16 protein-coding genes are annotated in these 20522 nt (G+C 69.8%); 11 read left to right on the top strand and 5 right to left on the bottom strand.

The genetic code is table 11. The annotated features are described in order from the left end of the window. Positions 1-126 precede the first annotated feature (126 nt). Genes LQ757_RS10145 through LQ757_RS10130 form a run of 4 tightly spaced genes read left to right on the top strand, consistent with a single transcriptional unit; the run spans position 127 to position 5441 of the window. Positions 127-990: a hypothetical protein gene (locus tag LQ757_RS10145; RefSeq protein ID WP_231047085.1), complete on the top strand. Its 864-nt coding sequence runs from the start codon at positions 127-129 to the stop codon at positions 988-990. Beyond that, positions 987-1667 carry an ABC transporter ATP-binding protein gene (locus LQ757_RS10140; protein ID WP_231047084.1) on the top strand — a complete coding sequence of 227 codons (681 nt, stop codon included), beginning with the start codon at positions 987-989 and terminating at the stop codon, positions 1665-1667. Before LQ757_RS10145 ends, LQ757_RS10140 begins: the two co-directional genes overlap by 4 nt. Continuing rightward, a complete protein-coding gene (locus tag LQ757_RS10135) occupies positions 1664-2362 on the top strand; it encodes an ABC transporter ATP-binding protein (protein WP_231047083.1) in 699 nt (232 codons plus the stop codon). The genes LQ757_RS10140 and LQ757_RS10135 overlap by 4 nt, the downstream gene beginning before the upstream one ends. Beyond that, positions 2352-5441: an FtsX-like permease family protein gene (locus LQ757_RS10130; RefSeq protein WP_231047082.1), complete on the top strand. Its 3090-nt coding sequence runs from the start codon at positions 2352-2354 to the stop codon at positions 5439-5441. The genes LQ757_RS10135 and LQ757_RS10130 overlap by 11 nt, the downstream gene beginning before the upstream one ends. A gap of 46 nt (positions 5442-5487) precedes the next feature. Here the strand turns inward: LQ757_RS10130 and helR are convergent, their stop codons facing one another. Then, entirely contained in the window at positions 5488-7647 is a 2160-nt protein-coding gene (helR, locus tag LQ757_RS10125; protein ID WP_304504432.1) for an RNA polymerase recycling motor ATPase HelR, read from the bottom strand. Between the two features lie 193 nt (positions 7648-7840). On the opposite strand from helR, the gene LQ757_RS10120 reads away from it, so the two are divergent. Beyond that, positions 7841-8695, top strand: a complete 855-nt coding sequence (locus LQ757_RS10120; protein WP_231047080.1) for a carbon-nitrogen hydrolase family protein — start codon at positions 7841-7843, stop codon at positions 8693-8695. A gap of 21 nt (positions 8696-8716) precedes the next feature. Here LQ757_RS10120 and LQ757_RS10115 read toward each other — a convergent pair whose 3' ends face one another. Beyond that, positions 8717-9928: a pyridoxal phosphate-dependent aminotransferase gene (locus LQ757_RS10115; RefSeq protein WP_231047079.1), complete on the bottom strand. Its 1212-nt coding sequence runs from the start codon at positions 9926-9928 to the stop codon at positions 8717-8719. 168 nt (positions 9929-10096) lie between these two features. Between LQ757_RS10115 and LQ757_RS10110 the strand changes: the two genes are divergently transcribed. The 5 genes from LQ757_RS10110 to LQ757_RS10090 all read left to right on the top strand — a co-directional run bounded on the left by LQ757_RS10110 (position 10097) and on the right by LQ757_RS10090 (position 16110). After that, complete coding sequence (locus LQ757_RS10110) at positions 10097-11884, top strand: S1C family serine protease (RefSeq protein WP_231047078.1); 1788 nt, start codon at positions 10097-10099, stop codon at positions 11882-11884. A 113-nt stretch (positions 11885-11997) separates the two neighbouring features. Beyond that, on the top strand, positions 11998-13053 hold the full coding sequence (locus LQ757_RS10105) for a glycosyltransferase family 2 protein (protein WP_231047077.1): 1056 nt from the start codon (positions 11998-12000) through the stop codon (positions 13051-13053). 5 nt (positions 13054-13058) lie between these two features. Then, a complete protein-coding gene (locus LQ757_RS10100; RefSeq protein ID WP_231047076.1) occupies positions 13059-13871 on the top strand; it encodes a CDP-alcohol phosphatidyltransferase family protein in 813 nt (270 codons plus the stop codon). A 2-nt stretch (positions 13872-13873) separates the two neighbouring features. After that, on the top strand, positions 13874-14791 hold the full coding sequence (locus LQ757_RS10095) for a glycosyltransferase family 2 protein (protein ID WP_231047075.1): 918 nt from the start codon (positions 13874-13876) through the stop codon (positions 14789-14791). Between the two features lie 17 nt (positions 14792-14808). Continuing rightward, positions 14809-16110, top strand: a complete 1302-nt coding sequence (locus tag LQ757_RS10090) for a CDP-glycerol glycerophosphotransferase family protein (RefSeq protein WP_231047074.1) — start codon at positions 14809-14811, stop codon at positions 16108-16110. Between the two features lie 27 nt (positions 16111-16137). Here LQ757_RS10090 and LQ757_RS10085 read toward each other — a convergent pair whose 3' ends face one another. Then, positions 16138-17118 (bottom strand): hypothetical protein, encoded by a 981-nt coding sequence (locus tag LQ757_RS10085; RefSeq protein WP_231047073.1) that lies wholly within the window; start codon positions 17116-17118, stop codon positions 16138-16140. A gap of 298 nt (positions 17119-17416) precedes the next feature. On the opposite strand from LQ757_RS10085, the gene LQ757_RS10080 reads away from it, so the two are divergent. Next, the gene (locus LQ757_RS10080; protein WP_231047072.1) at positions 17417-18673 is read left to right on the top strand and encodes an HNH endonuclease signature motif containing protein; all 1257 of its coding nucleotides are present in this window, start codon (positions 17417-17419) and stop codon (positions 18671-18673) included. 188 nt (positions 18674-18861) lie between these two features. Here LQ757_RS10080 and LQ757_RS10075 read toward each other — a convergent pair whose 3' ends face one another. Together LQ757_RS10075 and LQ757_RS10070 are read right to left on the bottom strand one after the other, a co-directional pair. After that, the gene (locus LQ757_RS10075) at positions 18862-19629 is read right to left on the bottom strand and encodes an ABC transporter ATP-binding protein (RefSeq protein WP_231047071.1); all 768 of its coding nucleotides are present in this window, start codon (positions 19627-19629) and stop codon (positions 18862-18864) included. Continuing rightward, on the bottom strand, positions 19629-20456 hold the full coding sequence (locus LQ757_RS10070) for an ABC transporter permease (protein ID WP_231047070.1): 828 nt from the start codon (positions 20454-20456) through the stop codon (positions 19629-19631). Before LQ757_RS10070 ends, LQ757_RS10075 begins: the two co-directional genes overlap by 1 nt. Between the last annotated feature and the right edge of the window lie 66 nt (positions 20457-20522).

The raw sequence follows: 20522 nt of genomic DNA, 5'->3' as shown, positions 1-20522 counted from the left end.
TAATGAGCGCGTTGCCAGCCACACGGGAGGTCCTGCGTGAGCCCACACAGTGAAGTCACGTCCAGTGAAGTCACGTCGCGACGGAATGCCCGAGGATGGGCTTCGCCATCACGACGCTCAGTCGTGATGGCGACCATCGCCGCAGCCGTCGTGGCGCTGACCGGCTGCACTGCAGGACCGGACTCGTCTGCGTCACCCGATGGCGGTGGGTCCGGCGGCTGCGGCACCGAGGTTCCGTTCGACGCGCAGAACTTCGTGGACCCGACGCTGAACACGAATCCCTACTACCCGACCAAACCCGGGCTGCAGTGGGTTCGTGGCGGCTCGACGCTGGTCGGTGGACGCGAAGTGCCGTACGAGGTCATCTCCACCATGACCGACGTCATCCGGATCATCGACGGGGTCCCCGCCATCGCCATGCTCGACGAGGGGACTGATTCGGGCGAGATCAATCAGGTGGGCATCGACTACTTCGCGCTGGACCGGGATGGCAACGTGTGGATCCTCGGTGCATATACCGAGGACTACGAGGGCGGCGAGTACACCAACACTGAAGACGCGTGGCTCGGCGCTGCGGAGGGCCAGACGCTGGGCATCCTCGCGCCAGCCGAGGTCACGATCGACACGCCCATGTGGTGCATCGGTGAGATACCGGGCGAGGACGGCGAGGTGGGCATGCCGGCCGAGGTCGGCGTCCAAGAGTGCGTGGCGTTCGGATGCTACGACGACGTGCGCGTGGTTCAGGAGGGCACGGCCGGCGCACCCGACAACGAGAACAAGTACTACGCCCCGGGGGTCGGGGTGATCAAGAACGTGCCCCTGGATGCGAGCATCCACAAGGACCGCTTCGAACTGCTGAACTTCGTCGAGCTCAGCCCCTCTGGGTTGACCGAGGCCAGCAACCTGGTGCTGGACCTTGAGGCCCACGCTCGCGAAAGCGCTGCTCCCGACGTGTACGGCAGCGAACCCGTCTCGACTCGGGCGGAATGATGAACCCCGCACCGGCCGTGCAACTGACGGGGGTGTCCAAGTCGTACGCACTGCCGGATGCAGAGCCGATCCAGGTGCTCAGTGGGGTGGACTTCACGATCGAGTCCGGTGAGAAGGCGAGCCTGATCGGGCCCTCGGGCACCGGCAAGTCGACGCTGCTCGCGCTCATCGCCGGTCTGCTGGAACCCGATTCCGGGATCGTCGAGATCGACGGCACGCCGCTGACGAGCCGGAGCGAGCATGAACGGGCCGGCGTCCGAGCACGGACGATCGGCATCGCGTTGCAGTCGGACAACCTCATCCCGTTCCTGTCCGCCCGCGAGAACGTCGAGCTCGCGCTCGGGTTCGGCGGCGAGGTCGCACGACGTCGCGCGCCGGCAGCCGCCCGTGAGCTTCTGGAGCAGTTCGGGGTCGGTCACCGTGCCGACCATCTTCCGCGGCATCTCTCGGGCGGCGAGGCGCAGCGAGTCGCGCTCGCCGTCGCGACGGCCAATCATCCAGCCGTGCTCCTGGCCGACGAGGTCGTCGGGCAACTCGACGCCGAGACCGCCGAACACGTGATCGACACGGTTCTCGCGGTCGACGTCGCCGTGCTCTACGTCACCCACGACGCCGCATTGGCCGACCGCGTCAGCACCCGCTACGAGATCACGGACCACCAGGTGCGACTCCGATGAACCTCGCCGACAACTCCGTGAGCGCGCGCGATCTCGTCGTCGTCTATCGGACCGCGCGTGGAACGGTGCCGGCGTTGGATCACCGCAGCCTCGAGGTCGAGGGCGGTGGGAGTGTCGCGATCATGGGCCCGAGCGGATGCGGCAAGTCGACCCTGCTCGGGCTGCTCGGCGGTCTCGCCAGACCCACATCGGGATCCGTCACCATCGGCGGCACCGAGATCTCGTCCCTCGCCGAGAAGGCACGGATCCAGTTCCGCCGCGAGAACCTGGGCATGCTCTACCAGCAGGACAACCTGATGCCGCATCTCACCGTCGAGGAGAACGTCGGCCTCCAGCTGGCCATCGCCCGACCGGGCGAGCAACCCGACGGCGATGTCCACGCACTCCTCGAGCGTCTCGGCCTTGCCGCACTGGCCGATCGGCTCCCCGACCAGCTGTCGGGCGGGCAACGCCAGAGAGCGGCGATCGCGCGCGCCGTGATCCACCTGCCGGCGGTCATCCTCGCCGACGAACCCACCGGATCGCTCGATCCTGACAACGCGGAGCGTGCGATCGACACGCTGATCGACAGCCAACGGAAGATCGGCGCCACGCTCGTGCTCGTCACCCACGACCCGAAGATCGCCGCTCGCGCCGACAGCATCATCGCGCTCGAGCAGCCGATCCCGAACGATGCGGCGACCGATGCTGACTAGGTATGTCGTCACCGATCTGTGGCGCAACCCGCGTCGGACGCTCTCGGCGCTGATCGGGGTGAGCCTCGGCATCGGGCTGTTCTGCGGCGTCCTGTTCTTCGTCGACGGCCTCTCCGCGTCGATGACGCAGCGAGCAGTGCAACCGCTCGCGCTGGACATGCAGCGCATCGTCACCGAGAAGGCAGCCGACGGCATCACCCTCACCCAGCAGGTGGAGGGCACCGGCGTCCTCCGTCCCGGCGATCGCACGTGGGTGGACCTCACGGTCCGCAACGACGGCGAGGTGCAGTCGAACGACGTCACGATCAGGTCGATGCCGGCGGACGGCCTGAACTTCGTCGTCGCATCCGCGGCGCTCGATGGTCAGCCGATCACGGGCTTTTCCGACAACCCCCTGGCGTCGGGACAGGGCAAGGCCGGATTCAACCTCGGGACGCTCGCACCCGGAGCCACCCACAGCATCAGGTACGCGGTGGAGTCGGCGTCCGAGACGCAGCTCGACGACTCGAGTGTCGCTTCGACCTACTCCAGCCGCGAGTCCGTCCTCCCGGTGGCCGCGAACCGAGCGGCTTCGGCCGGGTTGACCGACCTCGCCACCCGCATCTCGGAGCTGCCGGGCGTGGCCCACGCCAGCGAGCTCTCCTTCGCGGACTTGGGCTCGGACGCTCTGACGACCGCATCGTCGACCGCGTTCGGCCCGACGAGGATCTTCGGATTCGACGAGGCGTACGCGGGCAATGATGAGACGATCTCCATCGTGGCCGGTGGCCTCAGCGCCGAAGGCGCGGTCGTGAGCGCAGAGGCCGCGGATGCGCTGGGTGTGGCGCCGGGCGATCCTGTGACCGTTGCGTTGCCAGACGGGTCCGAGCTCGAGCTCGAGGTCACCGGGGTCGCGGACCTCTCGCGGTCGCGGTCGCTCTTCTCGAGCCGCAGAGGCGGCGACCTCGAGACCTTCATCTACAGCCGGAACGCCGTGATCGTCTCACCGCCGCTGTTCGCCGAGCGCATCTTCCCCGCGTACGAGCGAGCGATCGCGCAGGAGGGCGCCGGGCGATTCAAGAACCCACCCCTCCGGGAGATCGACATCACGGTCGACCGCGAGCTGCTCGATGCAGATCCGGCGACCGCGGTCGGCGAGACCCGAGCCATCGCTGCCGAGGTCATGGGCGTGGCCGCCCCGAGTCCGGACCACCTGCTCGACAACATCACGAACACCCTCGATGTCGCCACCGGTGACGCGAGCACGGCGAAGAGCCTGTTCGTCTTCCTCGGGGTGCCCGGCGGGCTCCTCGCCGCGATCCTCGCCGCCTATTCCGGCAGCGTGCTCGCGCACGCGCAGCGTCGCGAGCAGGCGACACTGCGGATCAGGGGGGCGAGCCGCCGACACCTGCTGCGCATGCTCGCCGTGCGGACCGGCCTGCTGACGTCCGTGGGTGCGATCATCGGGCTGGTCGCGGGATACTTCGCCGCCAGCATCATCCTCGGACAGGAGTCGTTGGCTCGCGCCAGCAGCGCCAGCCTGATCACGTCGGCTTGGATCGGGACGCTCGGCGGTTTCCTGGCGACCGGGCTGGCGCTCTACCTCACCGGCCGGCGATCGATCGACCAGGAGATCAACGAAGACCGAGCGCTTCTGCGAGAGCGAGCCCCGCTGTGGCAGCGCCTTCGGCTCGACCTGGTCGCGGTCGCCGTGCTCGTCCTCGGCACGGTGATCGCGCTGCGCATGAACGCGTTCAGCGGGCAGTCGGGGTCGGTGTACTTCGGGCGTTCGGTCGAACTGAATCTCGCGCTGCTGTTCCTGCCGCTCGCCGCCTGGCTGGCCGGCAGCCTGATCATCGCCCGGCTCACCGGCGGCGTATTGACCCGCCTCCGGCCCCCGTCGAGGCCGACGTTCGGTCGACCTGCGCCGGGACTCGTGCGCCGCAGTGTCGGTCGGCGTCCTTGGGCGATCAGCACGGGAACCATCGTCGTGTCGCTCATCGTCGGACTGGCGGTCAGCCTCGCCGCCTTCACCGCGTCATACGACGCCGCGAAGGCTGCGGACGCCCGGTACGCCAACGGCTCGGACATCAAGATCAGCCCGAGCCCGACATCGAGCCTCACGTATGCCGCCGGAGACGCCGAGGTGTTCCGCACGGAGCACATCTCCGAGGTGACACCGGTCATCTACGGCGTGAACAACGTGATCCTGCGCAGCGCCCGCACGTCGGATCCGGCGAGCCTGGCCGCCGTCGACCCGAGCGGATTCGCGGCCGTGGCGCCGGTGGATGAGGCCGTCGCGACCATGCTGACCGGCCTCGAAGATGACCCGAATGCGATCCTGGTCAGCGAGGAGATGGCGGATTACCTCCACGCCGAGGTGGGTGACCCGCTGTTCGTCCTCCTCGTTCGCTCCACCGACGAGCAGGTCGAGGCGCAGATGACGATCGCCGGGCTCTTCGAGCGCGTCCCGGGCTTCCCCGACGGTGCCGACGCGGTCATGAACATCAGCACGCACACCGAACTGGTGCCGTCGAAGAACCCGGACTTCTTCCTCGCAGCCACCGGCCCCGACGAAGCGGCACTGGTCCAGGCCGTCGATGAACTCCGAGTCGGCCCCGCGTCGGCGGACACCCTCCAGATCGACACCAGGACGACGACGTTGGATCGGGACCAGTCGAGCTTGGCCGCACTCAACATCTCGGGGCTCGTCACCCTCGACTCCGGCTTCGCCCTCGCCATGGCCACCGTCACGATGGTCGTGTTCGTCTTCGGAATCCTCCTTCAGCGACGACGGGAATATGTGACGCTCCGCGCGCAGGGACTCGGGCACTCGACCGTGAGGTCGCTGATCTCGGCCGAGGCCGCGCTCACCGCGCTGGCGGGGGCGCTGGGCGGGATCCTCGTCGGTGGTGTCATGGGCTACTACTTCGTGATGGTGCTTCGGCCGCTGTTCGTCCTGACGCCCGAGTACATCCTGCCGTTCGCCGAGCTCGTCCCGATCCTCCTGCTGGTTCTGGGCGCGACGCTGGTCTCGTCGATCGTGGCGTCCCGGTTGGTCAACTCGCTGAAGCCCACCGAACTCCTGCGCGACGAGTGATCCGGTGAGATCGCCGGCCAGGGCAGCGACGCATCCGGCCGAGCTGTCACGTGCTCGTGAGGATGACGAGCCGTCGGGTCGCCCGGGTCATCGCGACATAGCGGTCGACCGCCCCTTCGATGCCCGTGCCGAACGACTCGGGGTCGATGAGGACGACCAGGTCGAACTCGAGTCCCTTCGACAGTTCGGGAGTGAGCCACCGCACTCGGGGCGTCGCTTCGGATGCTCCGGCGGATGCGGCCCCGCTGCGGATGACGCAGGCGATCCCGTCGGCGTCTGCGGCGAGCCACGTCTCGAGGATCGTGCCCAACTCGGCGACGGATCCGTGCTCGACGGGGATGCCGCTGCTGCGGATGGAGGTCGGAACGTTGGCGTCGGGGAGCGCGGCCCTGATGACGGGCTCGGCCTCTGACATGACCTCTTCCGGCGTGCGGTAGTTGATGCTCAGGGCGGCGAGCTCGACCCGGTCGAGGCCGACGCGCGCGAGCCGCTCGGGCCACGACTCCGTGAAGCCGTGCCGGGCCTGGGCGCGGTCGCCGACGATCGTGAAGCTCCGAGACGGGCAGCGGGCGAGCAGCATCTGCCATTCCGCATCGGTCAGTTCCTGCGCCTCGTCCACGACGATGTGCGCGAAGGGGCCGGCGAGCAGGTCGGGGTCCGTGCTGCGAAGCGCCGACTCGTCGATGAGGGAGTTCTGGGCGTCCTGTCCGCGCAGCATCGACATGAGCAGCAGGTCGCTGTCGTCGGCTGCGATCAGGTCGTCGACGACCCGGGAGTAGTGCTCGCGTTCGGCGGCGACCTGGATTTCGTGTCGACGCCGGCGTCGTGAGGCCTCGGGGTCGCCGATGCGCTGTCGCGCCGCGTCGAGGAAGGGGAGATCGGACGCGGTCCACGCGCGTGCGTCCCCACGCTGCAGCGCCGCGACGTCGTGCGGTGCGAGCCACGGAGCGCACTTCCGCAGGTAGGCGGGCACCGTCCACAGGTCGGCGACGACGCCGGCCGCATCGAGGATCGGCCAGGCCCGGCTGAATGCCGTGCGCAACTCGGTGCTCTGCGCGAGCGACCGGCGGAGCAGCTGCGCCGGCACGTCTTCGCCCGCGTGATCATCGACGAGGATCGTGAGCAGCGCCTCCCAGACCTCGTCGCGTGCCTCGTTGTGCGGGGTGCCGGGCTCGGGTGCGCCGAACGCCTCGCCCCACTCGTCGGGGCCGATCCAGACGTCGGACCATGGCGTCTCGACCACCATCTCCTCGCCGGGCGGCGCCTCGTAGTGCCCGACCGCGGCCTCGATCGCCTTCACGAGGTCGGCCGAGGCCTTCAGGCGGGCGACCTCGGCGTCGGTCTCGATCGGCACGGTCGCTCCGCCGGGGACGAGGTCGCGCAGGGTGCAGGTCTGCACGCCCTCCTCGCCGAGGCCGGGAAGCACATCCGAGACGTAGTCGAGGTAGGGCTGGGACGGGCCGACGAACAGCACGCCGCCCCGCCGGTGGCCGAGCCGCGGGTCGGAGTACAGCAGGCACGCGGTCCGGTGCAGGGCGACGACGGTCTTGCCCGTACCCGGACCGCCGTCGACGACGAGCGCTCCGCGAGAACCGGCGCGGATGATGGCGTCCTGGTCGGCCTGGATCGTGCCGAGCACGTCGCGCATGCGGCTCGATCGGGTGTCGCCCAGGCTCGCGATGAACGCGGACTGGTCGTCGAGGGCGGCGCGGTGCCCTTCGAAGCCGTCGGGCGTGAACACCTCGTCCCAGTAGTCGCTGATGCGCCCGCGGGTCCAGCGGTATCTGCGTCGGCTCGCCAGCCCCATGGGATCGGCGTGGGTCGCGCCGAAGAACGGCTCCGCCGCGGGGGATCGCCAGTCGACCAGCAGTCGGCGGCCCGCGCTGTCGGCGAGGCCGAGCCGTCCGATGTAGACGGGCTCCCCGTCGTCTTCACTGAGGATGTGCCCGAGGCACAGGTCGACGCCGTAGCGTCGCAGGGTGCGCAGACGGGCGGTCAGTCGGTGGATCTCGAGGTCGCGATCGAGCGCCTGCTCGCCGGCACGGCCGGGTTCCCGGAGCTTGGCATCGAGGCGCTCGGACAGGTCGGCGATCGATTGCTCGAGGCTCTCGGCGATCGTGGCGAAGTGCTGCTCGTCGGCGGCGATCAGTGTCGGGACCGCCTTGTGGGTCAGGCGATCTGGAAGGTTGAATACGCTCGTGGTCAGGGCTGCTCCTCGTTCACGTGGTCGAACTTGACTCGATCAACTCGACCGACCATTGTGCGCCACGACGGGGGTCTTGCGGCAAGGCCCCCTCTGCCCGATATTCTGAAAGTGGAGAGCACCGTGTGCTCTCCTTCTCCGTTCCACCGTGCCGCACGTCGTTCCACCGCGCCGCACTGCGCCGTAGGCTGTGCCCATGCACAGCGACACCGCCGGATTCGCGATCGCGGTCGCCCAGTTCGCCCCGGGCGACGACACCGAGGCGAACCTCGCCGAGATCTCCCGCCTCACCGAGCTCGCGAGCGCGCGTGGCGCGTCACTGGTCGTGTTCCCCGAGTACTCGAGCTACTTCACTCCGCAGCCGGGCGCCGACTGGGCCGATGCCGCCCAGCCCGTCGGCGGACCCTTCACCGAGGCACTCGTCGCCCTCGCCGACCGCGTCGGCGTGCATATCGTCGCGGGCATGATCGAGCGACTCGAGGGCGAGTCCCGCGTCGCGAACACGGTCGTCGCGGTCGCGCCGAGCGGTGGCGTCGCGCCCGGCGGGGGCGTCGTGGCGCGGTACCGCAAGCTCCACCTGTACGACGCGTTCGGGCAGCGCGAGTCCGAGTGGGTGGCTCCTGGTGAGATCGCCCCGCCCGAGCTGTTCGAGGCCGGCGGCCTCACGTTCGGCCTGCAGACCTGCTACGACGCACGGTTTCCCGAGGTCACCCGGCGCATCGTCGATGCGGGCGCCGATGTCGTGTGCATGCCGGCCGAGTGGGTGCGCGGCCCCCTCAAGGAGGCCCACTGGCGCGTGCTCACGACGGCGCGAGCGCTCGAGAACACGATCTTCGTCGCGGCGGCCGACCACGCGCCGCCGGTCGGCGCCGGCAACAGCATGGTCGTCGACCCGATGGGTGTCGAGGTCGCCACGGTCGGCGAGACGACGGACGTCGCGGTGGCCTGGATCTCCCGCGAACGCATCGACGCCGTACGCAGGATCAACCCGGCCCTCGCATTGCGTCGTTTCGGCGTGACCGAGCGCGTCGTGGGGGATTCCACGGCCTGAGCAGCACTCCGCTGCGTCGCCTCATCCGAGACGGCTGAGGCGTGCCGACGCCTCCTCGAGCACCGGCAGCCGTTTGCAGAACGCGAATCGCACGAGGCTGCGGTAGGCGTCGTGGCGGTCGGGATGCACGAACGCCGAGACCGGAACGCCGACCACGCCTGCCCGCTCGGGCAGTCGACGGCAGAAGGCGGCACCGTCGTCGACACCGAGTGGCGAGGCATCCGCGATCACGAAGTAGCCGGCCTGCGGCGTCGACACCGTGAACCCGGCCGCGGCGAGTCCGCCGACGAGCACATCGCGCTTCGCGGCGAGGGACGCCGCGACGCTGGTGAAGAACGCGTCGGGCAACTCGAGTCCTGCGGCGATCGCCGGTTGGAACGGCGCGCCGTTCACGTAGGTGAGGTACTGCTTGACCGCGAGCACCGCGGTCACGAGCGGCGCGGGCGCGGTGAGCCAGCCGATCTTCCAACCGGTGGTCGAGAACGTCTTGCCGCCCGACGAGATCGACACGGTGCGTTCCCAAGCGCCCGGCAGCGTCGCGATGGGGCGATGCGGCACGCCGAAGGTGAGATGTTCGTAGACCTCGTCGGTGACGATGATCGCGTCGTGGCGGGTGGCGAGCTCGACGACGAGTTCGAGGATCTCGTCGTCGAACACCACGCCTGTGGGGTTGTGCGGTGAGTTCACGATGATGAGCCGCGTGCGGTCGGTGATCGCGGCGCGCAACTCGTCGGGGTCGGGTCGCCATTCGGGGAAGCGGAGCGGCACGGTGCGATGCAGGCCGCCGGCACGCGCGATGAGTGCCGCGTACGCGTCGTAGTAGGGCTCGAAGGTGACGACCTCGTCGCCCGTGTCGACGAACGCGAGGATCGTCGCGGCGAGCGCTTCGGTTGCGCCGGCCGTGACGAGCACCTCGGATGCCACGTCGACGTCGACGCCGTAGAACCGGTGCTGGTGGCGGGCCACGGCTTCGCGAAGCACGGGCAGGCCGATGCCCGGCGGATACTGGTTGACTCCGTCGGAGATGGCCTGCCGGGCCGCCTCGAGCACTTCGGCCGGGCCGTCCTCGTCGGGGAAGCCCTGGCCGAGGTTGATCGCCCCGGTGCGCAGCGCGAGTGCGCTCATCTCGGCGAAGATCGTCGCGGCGATGCGGCCGTCGTCGGCGAGGAGGCCGGCGCCGGCGGCGGTGCGCTGCCAGGGTGAGAGTCCGGGTGCGGGGGAGAAGTCGCTCACGCTCACACCGTACGCGAGGGTCGGGCGAGTACGCTTGCCCGGGGCCGTGGTGAAGCGGGTTCCGTGTGTTCGGGGGAATCACCGCTCGCAGATAGCAGAGTCATAGACTCCGCCGATCGCGTGCACAGCTTGCAGCGGGATGCTGGCATGGCTTTGGAAGGAGCAGACATGACTGACACCACGAACGGCGCCACGGGGGAGCCCCGCGACGGCGACGTCACCGAGACCACCCCCGCCCCGGCGCAGGCCCAGACCCCCGAGGCGGCACCGGCCCCCGAGACGGCACTGGCGGCCCCCGAGACGGCACCGGCCCCCGAGACGGCACCGGCGGCCGTCGAGACGGCACCGGCCCCCGAGGCGGCACCGGTCGCCGAGACGCCGGCGGCTCCGGCAGCGGATGTCCCTGCCGCGGCTCCTGCTCCGGTCGAGGCCGCCGCACCGGCTGTGCCCGCCGCTCCCGCGCCCGCCGCACCGGCCGCGCCGCCCGCGACCGGCACCGTGTACGAGCCGGGCCAGGCACCGCAGCCCTACCACGCACCGCAGTACACGAAGCAGGCCGCTCCGGCCCCTGCTGCCGGCACGACCGGGCCTCTGCCCGGTCAGGTGCCGCCCGCGTTCGGCGGTCCCCAGGCCACGCAGACCCAGCCCACGGCGCCGCTGGCGGGCGTTCCGAACGGCACCGCGCCCGGGGCATCCGCACCTGCCGCGCCCAAGCCGCGCAGGGTCGGCCTCGGCGTCGCCGCGGCAATCGTCGCGGCCGCCCTCATCGGCGGAGCATCGGGCGCCGGCATCACGGCGCTCATCACGAGCAACCAGAGCCCGGCCTCGAGCGAGTCCGCGGGATCGGCGCAGAACATCGTCGTGAACGACTCCGAGTCCGTGAACCAGATCACCGCGGTCGCCGCGAAGGCGAGCCCGAGCGTCGTCACGATCTCGGTCGCGGGCAACCAGGGTGCCGGCACGGGTTCGGGCATCATCCTCTCGGACGACGGCTACGTGCTCACGAACACCCACGTCGTGACGCTCGACGGCGCCACCGGCGACCCGACCATCCAGGTGAAGACCAACGACGGGCACCTCTACCAGGCCGAGCTCATCGGCACCGACCCGCTGAGCGACCTCGCGGTCATCAAGCTCGTCGACGCCTCGGGGCTCACGCCGCTCGAGTTCGCCGACTCCGACAAGCTGAACGTCGGCGACACGGCGATCGCGATCGGCGCCCCGCTCGGCCTCGCCGGCACCGTGACGAACGGCATCGTGAGCGCGCTCAACCGCTCGATCGATGTCGCGTCGTCCGCGGCGCCGACGACTCCCGATGACTCCCAGGGCGGCCAGGGCGGCCAGGGCGACCAGGGCAACGGGTCCGAGCAGAGCCCGTTCGACTTCTTCTTCGACCTGCCGAACCCCGACGGCGGCGAGTCCCAGCAGCAGGCGCCGAGCGGTGGCTCCGGGCAGGTCGCACTGCCGGTCATCCAGACCGACGCTGCGATCAACCCCGGCAACTCGGGCGGCGCACTCGTCGACTCCGAGGGTCGACTCATCGGCGTCAACGTCGCGATCCTGTCGGCGGGCGGCGCGAGCGCCGAGGCCGGCAACATCGGCGTCGGGTTCGCGGTCCCCTCGAACCTCGCGAAGCGCATCGCCGACGAGATCATCGAGAACGGGTCGGCCACGCACGGCCTGCTCGGTGCGACGGTGACCTCCGCCGAAGCCGAGGGGTCGAGCGACGTCGTCGGCGCGCTCATCTCCGAGGTCTCGCCCGACGGCGCGGCCGCGGCGGCCGGCCTCGAGTCCGGCGACGTCGTGACCGAGTTCAACGGCGTTCCGATCACCGACCAGACCGACCTCACCGCGCAGGTGCGGGCGCTGCCCGGCGGTGCCGAGGCCGACATCACGTTCACCCGCGATGGCGAGTCGCAGACCGTGCAGGTGACGCTCGACACGTTCGAGGGCTGATCGCCGCGCGAGCAGATCGCACGCCGAAGGCCGGGGTCCGCGCGACCTCGGCCTTCGGCGTCGGTGCGCCCCTCGGCTGCTAGGCTCGATCGACCCCAGCACGAGTGAGGAACATGCCCGAGCACCACCCAGAGACGGCCTCCCCGTCACTCGTCGGCGTCTCCTATGTCATGCCTGTGCTCAACGACGCCACGCACGTGCGTGCGGCGGTCGAGTCGATCCTCGCGCAGGACTATTCGGGTCCCGTCGAGGTGCTCATCGCTCTCGGCCCGTCGATCGACGGCACCAATGAACTCGTCGCCGATCTCGCATCGCGCGATGCGCGCATCAGGGTGCTCGAGAACGAGGCAGGGTCGACCCCGGCCGGCCTCAACATCGGCATCCGAGCAGCGCAGTATCCGGTGGTCGTGCGCGTCGACTCGCACTCGATGCTGCCCATCGGCTACGCCCGCATCGCGGTCGAAACGCTCGAGCGCACGGGTGCCGACAACGTCGGCGGCATCATGGACGCGCGCGGCGAGACGCCGTTCGAGCACGCGGTGGCGCTGGCCTACACGACCCGGGTCGGCCTCGGCGGTTCGGCCTTCCACGTCGGCGGCGATGAGGGGCCGGCCGAGACCGTGTACCTCGGGGTGTTCCGCCGCGAGGCGCTCGAGCGCGTCGGACTGTTCGACGAGACGATCAAGCGCGGCCAGGACTGGGAGCTCAACCGCCGCCTGCGCGAGACCGGCGGCACCGTCTGGTTCACCCCCGAGCTCGCGGTCACCTATCGTCCACGCTCGAACTTCGACCGGCTCGCGCGCCAGATGCTCTCGACCGGGCTGTGGCGCGGGGAGCTCGCACGGCGCTTCCCCGCGGCGAACGGCATCCGGTACTTCATCCCGCCGCTCATGGTCGTCGGCGTCGTGCTCGGCCTGCTCGCCGGAATCGGGGGCGTCATCCAGGCACTCGCCGGGGCGACGCCGTGGCTGCTCGTCGGATTGGCGATCCCGTTCGTCTACCTGCTCTTCGTCGTCGTCGCGACGCTCGTCGCCGCACGCGGCCGTGGCGCCAGCACCGCCGCCCGGTTTCTCGTAGTGTTGCCGTGCATACACGTCTCGTGGGGCGTCGGGTTCGTGCTCGGCTACCTCTCACTGACGAGCAACATCGCAAGGCACACGGGAAGGTGACGCGGATGTCACAGGCCGAACCGGTCACGACGAGGCCGTCGAGCATCGCCGAGCTTCGCGCGGTCACCCAACCGCCCGAGGTGCGTGGCCGCCGCAACGCCGAGCACTGGACGGCTTCGCTCTACCTGCGCAACCTCTCGCCGTACCTGACCTGGTTGCTGCTGAAGACCCGCATCTCGGCCAACGGGGTCACGGGCCTCATGATCCTCGTGGGCTGGTCGACGGCCGCGGCGCTGCTGATCCCCGGCATCTGGGGTGCGCTGCTCGCGGTGGTGCTCGGCCAGCTGCAGATGCTCGTCGACTGCTGCGACGGCGAGGTCGCGCGCTGGCGTCGCACCTCGTCGCCCGCGGGCGTCTTCCTCGACAAGGTCGGCCACTACTCGACCGAGGCGCTGATCCCGCTCGCGCTCGGCATCCGCGCCGCCGCCTACCCGCTCGAGTTCCCCGCCGACTTCCTGTGGACGACGCTCGCGGCGCTGCTCGCGCTCGTCATCGTGCTCAACAAGGCGCTCAACGACATGGTGCACGTCGCCCGCGCGAACGCCGGCCTGCCGAAGCTCGCCGACACCCACGGCGAGACCGCTCCCCGCGGCGGGCTCGTGGCCGCGCTGCGCAAGGCGGCCCGGTTCGTGCCGTTCCATCGCCTGTACCACTCCGTCGAGCTCACGCTCATCGCCCTGGTTGCGGCCGTCGTCGGCCTGTTCGTCGGCCAGCCGCTCGTCGACCGCGCGGTCGTCGCGGTACTGCTGCCGCTCGCGGTGCTGGCCGTGATCGGACACTTCGTCGCGATCATGGCGTCGCGCCGTGTTCGCGCCTGATCATGGCCGGTCCTGACCCGTCGCGCGCCGAGCGCACCTCCGAGGCGCCGCACGTCGGTGTGGTCGTGCTCACCATGGGTACTCGGCCCGACGACCTCGCACGGGGCATCCGCAGCGTGCTCGACCAGCGCGGCGTCGCGACCGACATCGTGTGCGTCGGCAACGGCTGGGACCCCGCGACCGCTGAGCCGCCCCTGCCCGCGGGCGTCAAGACGCTGCACCTGCCCGAGAACCTCGGCATCCCCGCCGGTCGCAACCGCGGCGTTCCCGAGGTCGAGGGCGACGTGCTCTTCTTCCTCGACGACGACGCGTTCCTGCCGAGCGACGCGTTCCTGGCCGACGGATGCCGCATGCTCGCCGATCGGCCCGAGCTCGGGTTGATCCAGCCCCGCGTCGTCGATCCGACCGGGCTCGTCTCGCCGCGCCGGTGGATCCCGCGCATCCGCAAGGGCGATGCCGCGCACTCGAGCAACGTGTTCTCGTGCTGGGAGGGTGCCGTGCTGATGCCGCGCCCGGTCTTCGACGCGGCCGGGGGATGGGCCGACCCGTTCTTCTACGCCCACGAGGGCATCGAGCTCGCGTGGCGGGTCTGGGACAGCGGCCACGTCGCGTGGTACGCGGGCGACCTCGAGGCGGGGCATCCGGTCATCGACCAGACCAGGCACGACTACTACTACCGGCTCAACGCCCGCAATCGGGTGTGGCTCGCGCGACGCAACCTGCCGGCCGTGCTCGTGCCGCTGTACGTCGGCTCGTGGACCGCGATCCAGGTGTTGCGCTGGGCGCGCAACCCGTCGGCCCTGAAGGCGTGGTTCGGCGGCTGGCGCGCCGGATGGCGCGAGCACCCGGGGGAGCGTCACCCGATGTCGTGGCGCACCGTATGGCGCATGACCCGCGCAGGGCGGCCGCCGATCGTCTGAGTCGTTACCCTTGGACGGTGGGATTGAGGAAAGACGCGCGTCGCGCCGTGAAGCTCGCCAAGGACATCATGTGGTCGCGCCGCGCGCAGCGGGCACTCGGCGTCAAGCTCGCCGACCGGCCCGACTTCGAGCCACACCGCTTCCGCGTCGGCGTGTACTTCGCCGACGGCAAGGTCAATCTCTACCAGCTGCGGCAGTGGTACGCCCCGCTCGTCGCGCTGGCCGAGCGCCACCCGGTGCTCATCCTGAGTCGCGCCTCGGGTGCGGCGCTGAAGCTGCTCGAGGAATCGCCGTTGCCGGTCGCCTACGTGCGCCGCGTCGCCGATCTCGAGCGGGTGATCCACGAGCAGGACCTGCACGTCATCCTGTACGTGAACCAGAACGCCAAGAACTTCCAGATGATGCGCTACGGGCGCCGCTGGCACGTGTTCATCAACCACGGCGAGTCCGACAAGATGTACATGACCACGAACCAGTTCAAGGCCTACGACTACGCCCTGATCGCCGGCGACGCGGCGCGGGCACGGCTCGACAAGGTGCTGTGGGACTACGACTTCGACAAGCGCGCGATCCCGATCGGCCGCCCGCAGGCCGACCACTACCTCGACGGATCGCCGCTGCCCTACACCCCCGACGACCGCGACGTGGTGCTCTACGCGCCCACCTGGGAGGGCGACCGCGACGCCGCCGCCTACGGATCGATCGCGTCGCACGGCGTCGACCTCGTGCGCGGACTGCTCGCCACCGGTCGCCACCGGGTGATCTACCGCCCCCACCCGCGCTCGGGCGTCGTCGATCCCGCCTACGGGGCGGCCAACGAGGCGATCATCGCGGCGCTCGCCGCAGCCAACGCCGCCGACGCGTCGGCGCAGCACATCTTCGACAGCGGGCCGAAGCTCGGCTGGCAGCTCGCCGCGGCCGACGTCGCGATCGTCGACATCTCGGCGATGGTCTACGACCGCCTCGCCGCAGGCAAGCCGCTGCTGATCACGCGGCCCGTGAATCCGGCCGCCGAGATCGACAGGGGCGGCTACCTGCAGGCGTGCGAGTGGCTCGAAGCCACGGATGTCGCGACCATGGTCGCCCGCGTCGACGAGGTCGCCCACGACGCCGACGCGCTCGCGCGGCTCGGGTTCTGGGTCGAGCGGTACTTCGGCGACACGACGCCCGGAGTCACGACCGAGCGGTTCCACGCGGCGATCGACCACCTCATGGCCGAGTGGGAGCGGTTCGCGGCGCTGCACGCCGGCGACGGTGAGATCGACGACCACGACGTCGAGGCCGACGTCGAGGAGGAGGACGCCGAAGCCGTCGGCTGAGCGCGGTCGCAGCGGGCCTGGCCGCCGTCAGCGACCGTTCAGCCCCGGGGCATCCGAATCGTCGCCGATCGGGTCGCCGTCTGCCGACCTTTCGGCGGCCGCATCCGTCCGCCCGGCCGCCAACCGCCCGAACGGACGTTTCGCCGCCCGGCCGACGGCGCCGCCGACGGCGCCCGCCGCTCGAGCGACGCGCTTGCCGGTCGCCACGAGCATGGTCTCGTCGCCGCGCGGTTCGAGATCGACAGGGAGGATCATCGGCGCCTGGCCGAACGCGAGACGCGACTGCACGAGCACCCGCCGCCCGAGCACGTTGTTGCCGATGCCGCCGATGGCCGCGCCGATCCCGAACGGGATGGCCTTGCCGATGAATCCCGCCCCGCCCCGAAGCGCGAACTGCTTGATGAACACGCTTCGCAGGCGGTCGACGACAGTTCCCATCATCGCCTTCGGCAGGGTGTTGGTCACGAGCTCGCCCCAGTAGGTGTTCAGCGGTGTTCCCGTTCCCGTCGCCTGCCCGGCGAACTGGCGCACGAGGTCGCTGCCCTCCTGGCCGAGCATAAGGGTCATCACGAGTGCGCGGGCACGCTCGGGGTTGTCGACCGGGATCCCGTGCACCTCGGCGACGGACTGCGCGAACAGTGCGGTGGCCTCGAGGAACCCGGCGGTCTCGACTCCCGACAGTGCGAGGGTCACGCCGGTGCCGATCCCGGGGATCACCGCCGTCGCGCCGACGGCGGCGCCGCCCGTGGTGACCGCGGTCAGGTAGCGTCGCTCGAGGATTCGGATGAGCTGGTCGGGCGTCGCGTTCGGCACGCGCCGGCGGATGCCCCGCAGGTGAGCCACGACGACCGGTCGCTGCACCGACAGGGCGAGGTCGATGGCGCGCTCCACGCCGTGCGCACGGCCTTCGTCGGGGCGGGGGGCGCCGGGGCCGGCAGCGGTGTCGGGGCCGGACTCTTGGGGCGCTTCGGATCCCAACGAGGTGATCTTGTGCACACGTTCGGGCATGGGGCGATGATACGTGAGCCGACTGGTGGAACGCGGTCGATCTCTGGAGCGGTAGGCGCGCGCCCGTACGCTGGGCGCGCACCTGCTGCTCGTCGACGCCGAGCATCGCGAGATGGGTGGTGAACTCGATCGGGCGTGGAGCGACAGCTCGTTTGACTCAGCCGGGCTCGCTCGCACTGGGGCATCGGACTCGTCCTCCACAGGTGCGCTTCGGGCGGTGCTATCCACAGGGTAAATGGTGCTTGATCGGCTGTTTCATAGCGACCTGTATGTCAGAGGGTGGTGATTGACTCGTTGCATGACGACACCGCAGCCGCCCGAGCCGGCGCCGGCACCCGAGGCCGCGCTCGACGCTGTGCTCGTCGTCATCGAGCGGCTCGAGCGCGAGATCCGCGCGGCGCAGGCAGAACAGATGCGACAGGTGGCCGCGGCGCACCGATTGATGCACGCGATCGAGTCGCACCCGTCGCGCAACCGAAGCGACGACGACGAGTTCGTGCGTCGGGCGATGGCGGCCGAACTGGCGACGACGTTGCGGGTTCACGAGCGCTCGGCGGGTCGTATGCTTCACGACGCGACCGAGCTCGACACGCGGTTCATTGCAACGCGCGACGCCCTCGCGGTGGGCACGATCGGACTCCACCATGTTCGGCAGCTGCTCGACACCGCGCACACGCTGCCTGAGCCGCGACGGACCGAGTTCGAAGCATCGGCACTCGACAAGGCGGCGAAGATGACGCCGCCGGCGTTTCGGCGGGCAGCACGTCGGCTGCGCGAGCGGCTTCACCCGATCGACCTTGTCGAACGACATGCGGCGGCTCGTACCGAGCGGCACATCGCGCTCGAACCCGAACATGACGACATGGCGTGGTTGCACCTCCACATCGAGGCTGAACGAGGCGCCGCGATCGTCGCGTTCATGAGGCGGCTGGCCCTGCGTGCACCCGGCGACGACCCGCGCACCGTTCGACAGCGCGAGGTCGACTGCGCAGTGTCGCTGCTGCTGGGTCGATCAGCGGCCGATGCGAATGATCCGATGCCAGACCTCGGCGCCGTTCGCCCCGAGGTCTACGTCACCGTTCCCGTGCTCACCCTGCTCGGTCTCGACGATGAGCCCGGCGAGCTCGATGGACTCGGGCCGATCGATGCCGCGACCGCGCGTCGCCTTGCGTCGCACGCGCCGTCGTTCCACCGCATCCTCACCCACCCCGAGACCGGTGCCTACCTCTCGTACGGGCGCGATACCTACCGTGTACCGAGCGACCTCGCCGGCTACCTGCGCATCCGCGACGGTGGCTGCCGCTTCCCCGGCTGCACGCGTCGGGCTGTCGAGTCCGACATCGACCACACCCGCGACTGGCAGCACGCCGGGCACACGAGCCATCGGAATCTCGCGCATCTCTGTCGTCAGCATCACCGGCTGAAACATCACACGGGTTGGCGCGTACAGCAGCTGACCGACGGGCGCATCCAGTGGACGAGTCCGGCCGGGCGAGTGCACCTGAGCGAACCCGAACATTTCGCCGATCCTCCGCGCGACTCGGCTGCGGCCTGATCCGGTGGCCCCGGTCGGCGAACCGAACCCGGGCAGACATCGTCACCGTCCCGAACGCGACCCGTGACGAAGAAGCAGAATCATCGTCGTCCACGGCCTCAGTGCCGAAGGCGCCGACACCTTCGCGAGCTGGGAGGTCGACGGCGCGCTGCGCCGCGCTCGGTGCGAACTGCGCATGCGATGACCTGCTATGCGGATGTCCCGTGGTCGGCGTTGTACCGGTCGAGCACCTCGTCGATCGGCGCGTCGAGCACGAGGGCGCCTTTGTCGAGGTAGAGGCCACGCGAGCAGAAGCGCCGAAGGTCGCGCTCGTTGTGCGACACGAAGAACAGCGTGCGGCCGCTCGCGAGCAATTCGTCGATGCGCCGGTAGCACTTCTCGCGGAACGCCTTGTCGCCCACGGCGAGCACCTCGTCGACCAGCAGGATCGGCTCTTCGAGTTGCGAGATCACGGCGAAGGCGATGCGCACCTTCATCCCGCTCGAGAGGTGCTTGTAGGGGGTGTCGAGGAAGTCGCCGATGTCGGCGAAGCCGATGATCTCGTCGAACTTCGCGTCGATCTGCGACCGGGTCATGCCGTGCAGCCCCGCGGTGAGGTACACGTTGTCGCGCACGGTGAGGTCGTCGACGAAGCCGCCGGTGATCTCGATGAGCGGCGCAACGCCGCCCGAGACCTCGACGGTGCCCTCATCGGCGAGCATGACTCCGGCCACGAGCTTCAGCAGCGTCGACTTGCCCTGGCCGTTGCGGCCGACGACGCCGATCGCCTCGCCGGGGCGAACCTCGATCGACACGTTGCGCAGCGCCCAGAACTCGCCGGGACGCGTCCGGCGCCGTCGACCCGCGAGCAGGTCCTTGAACGAGCGGCGGCCGCGACGGTTGCGCCGGAATCGCACACCCAGACCCTCGGTGCGGATCGCGTGCGTGACCGGTGCGATGGCGGTCGATGCGGTCATCAGATCTCCTTCAGCACCTGGCGTTCGGTCGAACGGAACACCCAGAGCCCCGCGACGAGGAACCCGACCGACATCACGGCTGCGATCGCGACGTTGAACCAGTCGAGCTCGTCGGGATAGAAGCCGGCCCGATAGAGCCCGAAGATGCCCGACAGCGGGTTGAACGCCGCCCAGAAGTGCAATTCGCTGGGCAGGTCGGTGACGCCGTAGATGATCGGGGAGGCGTAGAAGAGGAAGCGCAGCACGAGCTTCACGGCGCGCTCGAGGTCGCGGAAGAACACCACGAGCGGCGCCACGATGAGCGCGATCCCGGCGGTGAGGATCGCCTGCAGCAGGATCGCGAGGGGGAACAGTGCCAGCTCCCAGTGCACCGACGCCCCGAGGCCGATGACATAGAACACGATGACGAACAACGCGAGCACCGGGAGTGCGAGCAGGAACTCGATGCCCTTCGACAGCACGATGCGGTTCACCCAGATCGTGCGCGGGATCTTCGTCGAGCGGATGAGCTTCGCATCCTTCAGGAACGCTCGCGTCGAATCCGACACGGCGCCGTTGAACCACATCCACGGCAGCAGCGCCGACAGCAGGAACACGATGTACGGCTCAGTGCCCACCGGGCGCTGGAAGACCTGCGTGAACACGAACCAGTAGATGCCCGCCATGATGAGGGGGTCGAGCACCGACCAGAGGTACCCGAGCGCCGACGTCGAGTACCGCACCTTGAGGTCGCGCGTCGTGAGCAGCCACAGCGCATGCCGGTACCGCGCCAGCGGTGTGCGCTGCAGCGGATGCGCCTCGCCGTACGCGACAGTTGCCGTGCTCATCACGCCTCTCATCGTAGATGCCGAGCCGGGGTAGATTTGAAGCTGACGGGTGGCGACCTGCCGAGC

It is taken from the genome of Agromyces cavernae, from assembly GCF_021044935.1.
GTDB lineage: Bacteria > Actinomycetota > Actinomycetes > Actinomycetales > Microbacteriaceae > Agromyces > Agromyces cavernae.
Note: the sequence above shows the minus strand (reverse complement) of the source record. Positions and strands in the feature narration are given on the sequence as shown.